This is a genomic window from Vibrio sp. JCM 18905 (genome assembly GCF_055393305.1).
On the sequence record NZ_AP043878.1, the window covers coordinates 410,017 to 422,893 of the forward strand.

The 12,877-nt window shown below is 47.7% G+C and carries 12 protein-coding genes; 6 read left to right on the forward strand and 6 right to left on the reverse strand.

Annotated elements, in window-relative coordinates; all coding sequences use genetic code 11:
* The first annotated feature begins 161 nt into the window (after nucleotides 1-161).
* Together grxB and ACZ5ZC_RS01670 are read left to right on the forward strand one after the other, a co-directional pair.
* Nucleotides 162-791 carry a glutaredoxin 2 gene (grxB, locus tag ACZ5ZC_RS01665; protein WP_065770334.1) on the forward strand — a complete coding sequence of 210 codons (630 nt, stop codon included), beginning with the start codon at nucleotides 162-164 and terminating at the stop codon, nucleotides 789-791.
* 10 nt (nucleotides 792-801) lie between these two features.
* On the forward strand, nucleotides 802-1,926 hold the full coding sequence (locus tag ACZ5ZC_RS01670) for an alkene reductase (RefSeq protein ID WP_464931693.1): 1,125 nt from the start codon (nucleotides 802-804) through the stop codon (nucleotides 1,924-1,926).
* An 83-nt stretch (nucleotides 1,927-2,009) separates the two neighbouring features.
* Here ACZ5ZC_RS01670 and ACZ5ZC_RS01675 read toward each other — a convergent pair whose 3' ends face one another.
* From ACZ5ZC_RS01675 to ACZ5ZC_RS01685, 3 genes are read right to left on the reverse strand one after another with little or no spacing between them, the layout of a single operon-like run.
* Nucleotides 2,010-3,068 carry a zinc-binding dehydrogenase gene (locus ACZ5ZC_RS01675; RefSeq protein WP_268978675.1) on the reverse strand — a complete coding sequence of 353 codons (1,059 nt, stop codon included), beginning with the start codon at nucleotides 3,066-3,068 and terminating at the stop codon, nucleotides 2,010-2,012.
* A gap of 4 nt (nucleotides 3,069-3,072) precedes the next feature.
* On the reverse strand, nucleotides 3,073-3,585 hold the full coding sequence (locus tag ACZ5ZC_RS01680) for a 2,4'-dihydroxyacetophenone dioxygenase family protein (RefSeq protein WP_025633388.1): 513 nt from the start codon (nucleotides 3,583-3,585) through the stop codon (nucleotides 3,073-3,075).
* 40 nt (nucleotides 3,586-3,625) lie between these two features.
* Entirely contained in the window at nucleotides 3,626-4,387 is a 762-nt protein-coding gene (locus tag ACZ5ZC_RS01685; RefSeq protein ID WP_054866954.1) for an SDR family NAD(P)-dependent oxidoreductase, read from the reverse strand.
* A 131-nt stretch (nucleotides 4,388-4,518) separates the two neighbouring features.
* On the opposite strand from ACZ5ZC_RS01685, the gene ACZ5ZC_RS01690 reads away from it, so the two are divergent.
* Nucleotides 4,519-5,520, forward strand: coding sequence for a helix-turn-helix transcriptional regulator (locus ACZ5ZC_RS01690; protein ID WP_054866953.1), 1,002 nt, complete (start codon nucleotides 4,519-4,521; stop codon nucleotides 5,518-5,520).
* A 65-nt stretch (nucleotides 5,521-5,585) separates the two neighbouring features.
* On the opposite strand, the gene ACZ5ZC_RS01695 is transcribed toward ACZ5ZC_RS01690, so the two are convergent.
* The 3 genes from ACZ5ZC_RS01695 to ehuR form a co-directional block, all read right to left on the reverse strand.
* On the reverse strand, nucleotides 5,586-6,863 hold the full coding sequence (locus ACZ5ZC_RS01695; protein WP_005392736.1) for a TRAP transporter large permease: 1,278 nt from the start codon (nucleotides 6,861-6,863) through the stop codon (nucleotides 5,586-5,588).
* Complete coding sequence (locus ACZ5ZC_RS01700) at nucleotides 6,860-7,417, reverse strand: TRAP transporter small permease (protein ID WP_074190438.1); 558 nt, start codon at nucleotides 7,415-7,417, stop codon at nucleotides 6,860-6,862. Before ACZ5ZC_RS01700 ends, ACZ5ZC_RS01695 begins: the two co-directional genes overlap by 4 nt.
* Nucleotides 7,418-7,548: 131 nt before the next feature.
* The gene (gene ehuR / locus ACZ5ZC_RS01705; protein ID WP_464931694.1) at nucleotides 7,549-8,982 is read right to left on the reverse strand and encodes a MocR-like ectoine utilization transcription factor EhuR; all 1,434 of its coding nucleotides are present in this window, start codon (nucleotides 8,980-8,982) and stop codon (nucleotides 7,549-7,551) included.
* Between the two features lie 273 nt (nucleotides 8,983-9,255).
* On the opposite strand from ehuR, the gene doeA reads away from it, so the two are divergent.
* From doeA to ACZ5ZC_RS01720, 3 genes are all read left to right on the forward strand, one after another.
* Nucleotides 9,256-10,443: an ectoine hydrolase DoeA gene (gene doeA, locus ACZ5ZC_RS01710; protein WP_005392731.1), complete on the forward strand. Its 1,188-nt coding sequence runs from the start codon at nucleotides 9,256-9,258 to the stop codon at nucleotides 10,441-10,443.
* Between the two features lie 54 nt (nucleotides 10,444-10,497).
* Nucleotides 10,498-11,505: a N(2)-acetyl-L-2,4-diaminobutanoate deacetylase DoeB gene (doeB, locus tag ACZ5ZC_RS01715; protein WP_226420397.1), complete on the forward strand. Its 1,008-nt coding sequence runs from the start codon at nucleotides 10,498-10,500 to the stop codon at nucleotides 11,503-11,505.
* A 332-nt stretch (nucleotides 11,506-11,837) separates the two neighbouring features.
* A complete protein-coding gene (locus ACZ5ZC_RS01720; RefSeq protein ID WP_005392727.1) occupies nucleotides 11,838-12,851 on the forward strand; it encodes a TRAP transporter substrate-binding protein in 1,014 nt (337 codons plus the stop codon).
* Nucleotides 12,852-12,877 lie beyond the last annotated feature (26 nt).

A 12,877-nucleotide genomic window follows, 5' to 3' on the forward strand; every position in this document is an offset into this window, starting at 1 on the left:
TATCAAATTAAATCGAATCCATATACTGACCCTATCGACATTGTTTAGACCCAGAACGTTATGTGACAGGGCAAAGTTAAACGCCGTAACGCTGTATTCGGCGTCACTGTGTTCAACGCACAACAACACGCCCTGCCCAGCCAAGAGATAGGAAACAAAAAATGAAACTGTACATTTATGAACATTGCCCCTTTAGCGCCCGCGTCCGTTTTGTTGCAGGCATGCTGAATATTCAGCTCGACGTCATCAACATTGCTTATGACGACGAGAGCACCACCACAAACATCATCGGCGCAAAACAAGTTCCTCTTTTGATCAAAGACGATGGTGAAGCCATGGCGGAAAGCTTAGACATCATCAACTACTTCCTTGAATTGGCATCTTCTAACGAAAGCAGCCAACCCTCAACACTGGTTTTAGACTGGCAAAAACAAGCGTTTTTACCGCTACAAAAAGTCGGGTATCCGCGTTGGTCAAACATGACGTTACCGGAATTTGCAACAGAAACCGCTAAACAAGCATGGCGTGCAAAAAAGGAAACCGAAGCGTTAAATTTTGAAGCCTTGATTAACGATACGCCAGCGATTGCGAAAGAAGTCGCCGCTTTGATAGAACAAACCAAGCCCTTGCTCAACCTAAGTTCAGAAAAGCAAACGTCACTGGTTGATCAAGCCATTATGTTCTCCATTCTACGCGGTTTTTTCAGTGCGCCCGAAGTGCAATGGGATCCAGCCGTACTTCACTGGATGGCAACCGCTCGTAAAGCGACCAACGTGCCAGTACTTATCTGAGGAGCGCAACATGAAACAAAGAACAAATAAGCTGTTTGAACCAGCTCAACTAAAAGCGTTGTCACTACAAAACCGTATTGTCATGGCACCAATGACTCGCGCACGCACCACTCAGCCGGGCAACATCCCGAATGAGATGATGGCAACGTATTATCAACAGCGCGCTTCTGCCGGGCTGATCATTTCCGAAGCCACACAAATTTCGGACGATTCTCAAGGCTACTCGTTCACACCTGGCGTTTACACCGATGCACAAGTGGCGGGCTGGCAGGGTGTGACCCAAGCGGTCAAATCACAAGGCGCAGCGATGTTTTGTCAGCTATGGCATGTGGGCAGAGTGTCTCACCCAACATTCCAAAATGGTGAACAGCCTATCGCGCCATCTGCGCTCGCTCCGGTAGAGACGCAAGTTTGGATTGCGGACGAACAAGGCAACGGCAATATGGTCGACTGTGTTGAGCCACGCGCCATGACACAAGCGGATATCAACCGAGTTGTCGGTGATTTCGCGAACGCAGCCAAACGCGCCATTGAATCGGGTTTTGATGGTGTAGAAATCCATGGCGGGAATGGGTATCTGATCGATCAGTTCTTAAGAACCAACTCAAATCATCGAACAGACAACTACGGTGGTTCACGAGAAAATCGTATCCGTTTTCTTATCGAAGTAGTGGATGCAGTTATCGCCGCTGTTGGTGCGCATCGAGTTGGAGTGAGATTGGCACCATTCATTACGTTTAAAGATATGGACTGCCCAGATATAGTGCCAACGATCTTAGAGGCATCAAAACAGCTACAGGATCGCGACATTGCATACTTGCACTTGTCCGAGGCCGATTGGGCCGATGCTCCAACGATTCCTGAGGCGTTTCGAGTCGAACTTAGAAAGCGCTTTCGCAACGCTATTATTGTTGCAGGTCGCTACGATCCTCAACGAGCAAACGAAGTATTAGAGAAAGGCTACGCGGATCTTGTCGCATTCGGACGACCATTCGTAGCAAACCCAGACTTAGTCTCTCGCTTGCAACATCACCATCCGTTGGCAGAACTCGATGGCTCAACGTTGTTTGGCGGAAACGAACGAGGCTACACCGATTACCCTGCTCTGCAACAGGAATACGCAGAACAGGCCTAACAAAAAAAGCCCCAACCTAGCTGCTACGGTTGGGGCTGCCACCAAACTAGAATTGGTTTTAGCTAGCTTAATCTGGCTAAGAGTTAAATCACTTCTAACGCGCCGCTGCGCCAAGGTTCGATAACGACTTTGATGTGATCATTTGGCGTCATTAACTGTCTAAACGCATCTTCCACACCATCGATTCCCACTTTGGCGGTAAGCATTTTCTGCCAAGGCAACTTGTGTTCGGCAATCGCTTGAAGGCATTGCTCAAACTCGTGCGGTTGGTAGTAGTAAGAGAATCTCAAATCGAGCTCTTTTACCGTCGCGTACGCGTAGTTAATGATTGCGGGTGTCGTATGGATACCCGAGATGACGATTCGCGCTCGGGCAGGAGCGCGGCGCAGAAAATCGTCAATCAAAGTATGCTTGCCAACACACTCGTAAATGACCAGACGTGAGTTCATCGCGTACTGCTCACCAACGGCGATCTCGTCTTCCTTGGTCGGGTTGATCAATCGATTTGCGCCAAACTCACTAGCAAGTTGCAGTTTCTCTTCCTGAAGATCGACCGCAAGAATATTGCTCACACCGCGTTGTTTCAGTGCAGCAATCACCGCCAGCCCTATAGGGCCGCAACCGACAACCAGCGCTGTTTCTTCCGTTTCGATTTCACTGCGGTTGACCGCGTGCAAACCGACTGCCAGTGGTTCGGTTAATGCTGCCGCCTCAGACGGCATTCCGTCTGGGACAGGTAGCAATAACGCTTCATCAAGCAGGAAGTACTCAGAGTAAGCGCCATAAGTACCCGGAGTAACACCAACGCCCGCGCCATTTTGACTGAGCAACATCGGCACTGAGGTGACTCGGCTACCAACAGCCAACGTCTGTTGAGTGTCAGATCCGTATTCGACAATTTCCGCGCAGAACTCATGCCCCAACATCACTTGAGCGTGCTCACCGGCTTCATCAGGCATCAACCCGAGCTTGTGGAATACATCAAATACCTCATCCGCGTGTCGAGTAATGTGAAGGTCGGAGCCACAAATACCACAAGCGAGACTACGAACCAACACTTGTCCCGCTGCGGGTTTGGGGATTTCGACTTGCTTCAGGCGGACACTACCATTCTGCATTACGATACTGTTCATCTGTTGCATGGGGTTACTCCGCTAGCTCATCACTCAGGGCAGCAATCGCACCCGGTTTGATATAGCGCGCAGTGAAGCCTTGCGCTTTGGCAGCGGCAACCACCACTTGCTCAATCCAACCTGCATCCATGATGTTGATAAAGTTACCCTCTTCGTCAAAGTTAATGTTCGCACCTTGGATCACCATAAAGCCATCTGCGCCACCCGACTCTTCTGGACAGTGAAAGGTATGAATCGAACCGCCCGGCTCATATAAGTAGCTACCAGCGGTTTGGACTTGGTCTGGATACTCGATGTAGTGCCAAGCACCGCTTAGGGTATAGAAATGCACCACACCAGTATGGAAGTGCTTAGGCAGAGTGATACCCGGTTTGAACTTGGCGCGAATCACCCACGTACCATTTTCTGGGTCAAGAAACAGCGGGTAAACATCAACGCCCGGTAGCGCGTCTTTGATGATCGACTCTTCATTAGTATTAAGAGTTAATAGGAAATCTTGATGCTGAATAACTTCTGGTAATGACATAACTTACATCCTCGCTATTGCTGTAATGTGGCGTGCTCGCCTATCCCATGAGTGGGTACTTAAAATTCTCGAAACCGTCAGATGCGCTGATGGTGCAGCCGTTGATACAGTTGGCTTTCTCGCTGACAAGAAACGCTACCACGTTGGCAATCTCTTCTGGTTGCGTGAAGTTTTGGCGCATCTGTTCTTTGCGGATGTGGTTCCACAAGCCGATCTCTTCGTATTGCCTTAACATCGGAGTATCAACGCGTCCCGGAGCGACGGCACACACACGAATATCCAGAGGCGCTAACTCTAAAGCGGCGCATTTGGTCATCATATCGACTGCGGCTTTGCTGACGTTGTAGGTAAACGTCATCTCGGAGGCCATTTGGGCGTAAACGGAAGAGGTATTGAGGATCACGCCCGGTGTCCCTTGCGCTTGGAATTGTCGTGCAGCGGCGAGAATTCCATAGTAAACGCCGTTTTGGTTGACTTTAGAGATAGGCTCAAAGTCGGCGATAGGATCATGTTCAAGCAGAGGTTTCGGTGCGCCGATGCCTGCATTGTTGACCATGATGTCAAGTGAGCCAAATTGTTCGACCGCGTACTTCACCATGGCTTCGACTTGTTGGTAATCGGTGACGTCCGCAACAAAGGTTTCCAACTGCTTAAAGCCAAAACTTGCGTACATTTGCAGTGATTGCTCTGAAATATCGACAGCAAGCACTTTGGCTCCTTGCTCTCTTAGCTTTGCAATAATAGCTTGCCCAATTCCACCCGCAGCGCCAGTCACGATGGCAGTTTTATTGATAAGTTCCATACAGCTTCTCATCCATGCGTTGTTGTTATCGAAATGTAACTTAGATCAACTCACTGGCACTCACTTGACCTTTTACGAAGTAAATTTGATATATTGCGATTTACAACCTGTTAACATTTAAAAATCGAGACATGTATATCGTACGAAGTGGCGCTGCCGATAAATTTGATAGCTTGGTTTCAGAATTAGGTCAGAATCCGCAAGAGATAATGGCCGCTGCTGGCCTGTCTGCCGCGCAGTTTCGCGATCCCGATACCTATCTCGCTTATCCAAGATTGGCTGAATTGCTGGAGGAAGCGGCTGCTCGTTGTAAGCAACCGTTGTTTGGTGCGTTACTCGCCGAGCGCCAAAACCTGCAAAGTTTAGGCGATTTGCCGATGCTGGTTTCTCGTGCTGAAACGGTCGGTGATGCATTGGCGCGGGTGAATGATTATCTCTATTTGCATTCGTCAGGCGTTACTCTCAACATGACGCCACAAGATGATTGGGTACGATTGTCGCTCAATATTGATGTGAATAGTGACCGCGGTATTGCGCAGTTGATGCAGCTCAGTGTGTCACACTTAGCCATGTTTATCGCCAGTTTGCTCGATATTGAAGCAAGCCACTTCGCGCTACATTTGACTCAACACGCAACCTTGGAAGTAGAGCAAAGCAAGTTTGCCCAACAGAACAAACTGCGTTTCGGTGATAAGTTTGACGGTATCCTACTTAAAGCGAGTCTGCTTAACGCTAAGAACCACCAAGACGAAGACGCACTGGATCGCCACTTTCAACAGCACCTCAAGTATTTACAAACCCGCTATCCTAACAATCTGAGTGATCAAGCAGCGAATATGATTGGTCGTTTGTTGTCGACGGGAGAATGCAGCGTGGAGCGCGTTGCAAGAGCATTAGACCTGCATCCGAGAATGCTGCAAAGCAAGCTAAAGCAGCAGAGCACGAGTTATCGACAGCTGTTGCAGCAAGTGCGTCAGGATTTCGCCGAGCAGCGTTTAAGTGAGAATATTCAGAGTATTACCGATATCGCGTTGCAACTGGGTTATGCAGAAACTGCGGTATTCAGCCGCCACTTTCGCAGTTGGACAGGAAAGTCGCCCAGCCAATGGAGACTGGAGAACAGGATAAGTTGAACAAGTTTGAGAGCATAGATTAAAAAAGCCGCCGATATTCAGCGGCTTTGAGCGTTTAGTCGATACTATCGAAACGCTAAATCACGTAAGAAAAGTGAAATCGAAGGGAAGAAAATCAGCATCACGGAGACCAAAAGCAAGATGAACACAAACGGTGGTGTGCCGCGAATCACTTCTACATAAGGGCGTTTAAACACGGCAATCGCGGTGAAAATATCACAACCGAATGGCGGCGTTGCAGAACCTATCGCAGCTTGCAAGGTCACGATGGTGCCGACCAGTACTGGGTCAATGCCAGAGGACTTAATCACAGGTGCAAAGATAGGGATCAAAATCAGCATCACTACGATTGGATCAACGAACATACAACCAATAAAGAACGCAATTGAAATAACGACCAGTAACTCGGTCTGCGAAAGATCATTAATCCCGATCATACCCAACAATTCTTGCGGGATCTGGGCAAATGAAATTACCCAAGAAAAAGCAGCCCCTGCTGCGACTAAGATAAATACCACCGCGGTAACCATGCCCGTAGAAAGCGCGATTTCGCCAAGCTCCTTCCATTTCACTTTACGGAAGATAACCATTTCTAATAACACAGCGTACAACACCGAAACCGACGCCGCTTCGGTAGGGCTAAATACTCCAGCATAAATACCGCCAACAGTAATGATCGGAAAACCAAATGGTAAAACCGCTTTACGTATTGTGGTCCAACGTTCTTTCCAGCTGGCTCGCGGGGCATTTTCTACAGAGCTTTTGCCTGCATAAAAATAACAGTAGGCAGAAAACATCAATAAAATCACGATCGCCGGTCCAATACCAGCAATAAACAGCTCCGCAACCGATGTTCCAGACACCACACCATAGATGATCATACCGATACTCGGTGGAATAAGGAGCGCTAAGTCAGAGGCGTTAATAATCAAAGCCAAAGCAAAACTGTCTTTGTAACCATACTCCAACATTTTCGGTCGCATAATAGAGCCAACAGAAACAACGGTGGCTTGTGTAGACCCCGATACCGCACCAAACATCGCACAGCTAAGCGATGAGGTGATCGCCAGACCGCCACGAACGTGCCCTACAAACGCCATTGCGACATCTAGCAAACGCGTTGCTGCCACGCCTCGGGTTATAATTTCTGCCGCGAGAATAAACATAGGCACAGCGATCAACGCAGCGGGTTTGATGCCAGCAAGCATTTGCTGGATCATAAAATCTGGCCCCAAGCCAAGAAAAACAATAAATCCCAACATGGTCGCCGCTAATAGCGGTACCAACATCGGAAAGCCAAAAGCCAACAACGTGATCATCGTTGCAACAAGAGCGGTCGTCATAGCGCTTTCTCCTGCTTAGTGGCAGAGCCGACGCCATCTGGTCGAGATGAGCGTGAAAGCTTTGTCAGCGTTATGAAACGTTTGATATGGCGACTACCCACACGCGCGAACTGAACCGTGCTAAAGAAAAGGCCAATCGGTGCGATTAAGTACACCCAACTCAAAGGTACTTGCATTGCAGGAGAAAGACGCCCCATTTGGCTCACCTTGCCAATGTATTGCCACGAATACCAAGTTAGCACCGCCACCAATGCGGCGGTGAGTAAATAAATAATGCCGTTGGCTAAAGTTTGTATACGCTTTGGAAGCATATCGGTAAATGCCGTCATACGGATATGGCGAGATTGGCGGGCAGCATAACTGCAACCAATAAACGTGACGGCAATAATGAGGAAATAATTGAGTTCTTCTGAAAAGTAGATGCTTTGGCTAAAAAGGTAGCGCCCTAACACGTTAGCAATTGAGTTCAACGCAATAAGAAGCACCGAGCCAATGAGCAGTGCCGCCTCCGCTTTCTGTATATATTTATCTAGCCACTGAAAAATCCCTTTCATCCACGCTGCTCCTGATCAACAAAATGTTAATGAAACGTTATCTTTTTCATGACAATCAAGTCAATCAGGTGAATAAGAAAGATTTTCTGAACTTGGCGCTTTCGCAGAAAAAATTGGTCAGAGCATACTGCTCAGACCAAAAAGTGAGAGGTTGGAGGGTTTGTATCGAGAATTTCTGCAATCACAGATAACCCATGCTTAATGTAGCCTCGATTAGTCTCTGCTCCCAAACTGATTCGCACGTAAGGCATTGGCTGATTAGTATCGAGAACAAAAGGTTTATACCCCGTGATCTGCACCCCAGAACGCTTAGCCGAAGCGACCAGATCATCACTGCTCCACTGCTCGGGTAACCTCAACCAAATGTGCTGACCATTCGGGTGTGAGCTATAAACATGCCCTTCTAAAGTGGCTTTTGCTATTCGCTGGCGCTTGGCAAATTCATTGACTTGAAATCGAACAAGTCGATTTAATGTACCGTTTTCGATCCACAAATGAGCGACTTCAAACGGTAACGGGGTCGCAGACCAACTCGTCGCAGCTAAACGGCCAATCGCATGCTGCAAAAAATGACGTGGGACCGTTAAATAGCCCGTACGCATACCTGGCGCTACGACTTTGGTTAAACTGGTAACATAGAAAGCCTGCTCGGGTAACAGTGCGGCGAGAGGTGGGACACGATTGGGCTCTAGTGCCCCATACACGTCATCTTCAATCACGTAGATCTCATACTGCTTTGCAATATTTGCTATCGCCTCTCGGCGCGAAATATCCATATGCGCACTATTCGGATTGGCCATGCTCGGTGTGCAACACAGCGCCTTGATTGGTTTGTGTTTACATGCCCATTCAAATGCATACGGCGTGATACCAAACTCATCCATCTCAAGCGGCTGCAACTTAAATCCAAGCATTCTCGAGCGAGAGATCAAGCCATGATCGACTAAGTGACCACAAGCGACTAAATCACCGTGTTCAACAACGGTGCTTAAAGCCAAGGTCAAGCCATGGCATGCACCATTTGTGAGTAATATTTGATCGGTACCAACGTCTAACCCTTGGCTACTGAGAAATCGCGCTCCGGACTCAATATGATGAGGCTGACCTGTTACTGGCTTTGCTTTACTGATCAAACTGCGATTGTTTGTTTGCCCAGCAATGTCCATTAACGCCTGATTAAAAAGCGTAATGTGGCGATCGGTTACTACCGGATGAGCGATCGACATATCAATTTCATCCGGCGTTTCTTTCATCTCTTGCGTCAGCATGAACTCCGTGTCCGTGCTTTCATCCACAAAGCCTGACTTTACAAACGTACCGTTTCCCACCCAAGACTCGAGCGCACCTTTTTTCTCTGCATAACCATATGCATGACTGACGGTTTGTACGCTCACGCCAATTTGCTCCGCAAACTCACGATGTGTGGGTAGTCGAGTACCGGGTTTTAGGTAACCACTGCGGACACATTCGACAAGATAATTGCCAATGGAGATGTACTTAGCGGTGCCTGGGCGAATGATCGGGTTCAAAGAAATTGTCATGACACAATATTTTAATTGATTCATTTTTAATGCTCATTGTAACTTCAATTTAACAAATGGCGAGTTTTTAGCCATCAAATGCGGTGTAATGCACAAAAATGAGCCACAATTGTAATGATTGACATGAGAAATATAGATTCAACAAACATGTTAAATGGCATCGTTTAATCCAAACCCAGCCGCAGTGGTGAGTTGCAATAGTTTTTAAACGCAGGTCTGGCTGACCTGGTGGAAGGTAGAAATACCTCAACGTCTCCGAAGGCCCATAAGGCGTCGGATTTTTAACAAGGAGAAAATATGAGAGGCGTTGCTTTGCATTTTACACTGGATGAATTCCAGGACCGATTAACAAAAGTTCGGCAGTCGATGGAAGAACGAGAGTTGGATGTCCTTATCATTCACGATCCTTCTAACATGGCATGGCTGACTGGTTATGACGGTTGGTCTTTTTATGTCCCACAATGTGTCGTTGTAGGATCATCTGGCGAGCCTGTTTGGTTTGGGCGCTGCCAAGATGCCAATGGGGCATACAGAACTGCGTATATGTCGGCAGAAAATATCACCTACTACCCAGACCATTATGTAATGAATCCACCATTACACCCAATGGATTTTCTGGTAGAAGCGGTACTCGCCCCGCGTCTTTGGGATCGCGGCCGTATCGGGGTGGAAAAAGATAACTATTACTTTAGTGCCACCGCTTACGAGTCACTCACCACGCACTTGCCGAATGCTCAACTTCTCGATGCAACCGGGCTAGTCAATTGGTGTCGCGCCGTTAAATCTGATCAAGAACTGGCTTATATGTACCGCGCAGCTCGCATTGTTGAAAATATGCATCGCGTCGCGTTCGATATGATCGAGCCAGGATTGCCTAAACATCACCTTGTCGCCGAGATTAACCGCCAAGCAGTACTTGGGCATGAAGATCACTTTGGCGATTACACCGCGATCGTACCGCTTTTGCCATCTGGTTCTGATGCTTCTGCACCTCACCTTACGTGGGATGATAGGCCTTTCAAAAAAGGCGAAGGTACTTTTTTCGAAATCGCTGGCGCGCATCGCCGTTACCATTGCCCACTCTCTCGCACTATTTTTCTTGGGGAACCGGACGACAAATTCAAACGTGCAGATGAAGCATTAACTTTAGGTCTCGAAGCAGGCTTAGAAGTCGCAAGACCAGGCAATACTTGCGCCGACATCGCCAACGCATTGAACCAAGTCCTCGATAAAGCAGGATTCTCACGTGAAGGCGCCCGATGTGGTTACCCAATTGGTCTGAGCTACCCTCCTGACTGGGGCGAACGAACCATGAGCTTGCGAGACACCGATAAAACCGTATTAAAAGAAGGCATGACATTCCACTTTATGCCGGGGCTATGGTTTGAAGATTGGGGGTTAGAAACCACCGAAAGCATTGTGATCACCCGTGATGGTGCAAAAACACTGTGTGATTTCCCACGCCACTTATTTGTTAAACACTAACTTTTCAAACCGTAAGTTCTGTTGAACTAGGCTTAAGAACAAAAAGGACTCGATATGCAAAAGAGCTCGATCACAGCCACCGTAGACTTTGACCGAGAAGGCGTGCAGCACGGCTTTTTAGCGCTGCCCTATTCCCATGATGACTCCGCTTGGGGAAGCATCATGATACCTATCACCGTGATAAAAAATGGTCACGGGCCAACGGCGCTGCTTACTGGCGGTAATCACGGTGATGAATACGAAGGCATCACCAGCCTGCTAAAATTGGCAAACTCGCTGCAAGCAGAGCAAATCCAAGGTCGCGTCATTATTGTGCCAATGATGAACTTACCTGCGGTACAAAATGCCTCGCGCACATCGTCTATCGATAAAGGGAATTTAAATCGCAGCTTTCCCGGAAACCCTGTAGGCTCAGTGACCGAAAAAATCGCGGATTACTTTACTCGTTACTTAGTACCCATGTGCGATTTTGCGTTAGACATTCATTCAGGTGGTAAAACGTTAGACATCGTGCCTTTCGCCGCAGCCCATCGCCTCGACAACCTCGATCAAGAAGAAGCATGCATCTTAGGTGCAAAGCTGTTTGGCGCACCTTACACCATGATCTTGCTCGAAATGGACGCCACCAGCCTGTACGACACCGCAGTGGAATCTCAAGGCAAAATTTTCGTCACCACAGAGCTCAGAGGTGGCGGAACCAGCACTCCAGAAACCATCGCTTATGCCGACCGTGGTATTCGTAACTTCTTGCGTTTTTCGGGCAACTTATCAGGTGATTACGAAAAACCACCCCTGCCAACTAGGTTGCTTGATATGCCCGATGCAAGTTGCTACGTGCAAAGCCAGCACAACGGTATCACCGAATACTTATTTGAGCTTGGCGATACCATCAAACAAGACGATGTACTGGCAAGAATCTATTCAACCGAGCGTACAGGGAGCGACCCAATCGAATACAAAGCGCAGCGCAGTGGGATTTTTGCTGCACGTCGTTTCCCTGCCATGGTCAACATTGGTGACACGGTCGCCGTAATTGCCGAAGACTGTGGCGAATTAAACTAACTCTTACTAGGGCGTATTGACCTTTCGCGGTTAAATTTTGTTCGAGGTAAAATCGTTTTAGGCGCGGCGAAGACTATGCAGCCTAGTCATTCTAAGCAAATGGTCTTCAACAAAGCATAAAACGATTTTTGCGGGGGCGCCTAGCTCGAACCCTTCGGGCAGCCTTTGTGGTTCATTTCTACTGCGTTATCGGCTTTTTATGTAGGCCACCCACAAAGCGCTGCAAAAATCAGCTCGAAAGGTCAACACGCCCTAAACACGACACAACATCGGGTCTGGTGTATCACCTGCCGTTGGTGAATTGACTCACAAACTGATTAAGGAAGAAATGGATGAATCCGATGAAACACAGCTACCTAACGAGTGCCGTACTGATCGCAGCCAGCTTTGCCACCAGCAATGTTTATGCAGAAACGTGGAAATTCGCTCTAGAAGAAGTCAAAGGCTCGGTGCAAGATGCTTATGCGCAAGAGTTTAAAAAGCGCATCGAAAATGCAACCGATGGCGACGTCACAGTGGAAGTCTATCCATACGGCACATTAGGTCAGTCAGAAGATCTTACCGAGCTTACTGCGAACGGTATTATCCAATTTACCAACGCATCGCCAGGTATTTTTGGTTCATTCGTGCCCGAAATGCAGGTTTTCTCCATCCCTTACCTTTTGTCGCAAGACAATGATGTGAATAAAAAAGTGCTGAGTTCAAGCCCTACTATCTATGACACACTCGGCGGAAAGCTAGAACAGAAAAACCTCAAACTTCTCACTATGTATCCAGAAGGTGAAATGGTGTGGACGACCAACCGTGAGATTCGTTCTCCAAAAGATTTTGATAACTTCAAAATGCGCGTGATGGCATCGCCAATGCTGGTTGAGGCTTATAAATCGTTTGGAGCCGACCCTACGCCTTTACCCTACTCAGAAGTCTATGGTGCTCTGCAACTTAAAATGATCGATGGTCAAGTAAACCCCGTTTTTGCTATCGAAGAAATGAAGTTCTACGAAGTGAACGACTACATGATCTGGGCAGGACAACAACAATTTACTACTACTGTCATTACCAATAACAGCTGGTTCGAAACCCTCCCACAAGCCCGCCAAGATCAGGTCAATAAAGTCATCGCTGGTATGACTGACTTTATATTTGAAAAACAGGATGAGTTTAACCAAAAACGTCTTGATCAAATTAAGCAAGCAAAACCAGATATGCAGATGATCAAACTCGACAGTGACGAACGTGCAGCATTTAAACAAGCCTCTATGCCAATGCGGGACAAATACATCGAGCTTACAGGCGACAGCGGTAAAGCAGTGCTGAGCTCACTGGAACAAGAGTTCAATCAATAACAGAAAAAGGAGTGGCCTTCGGGCCA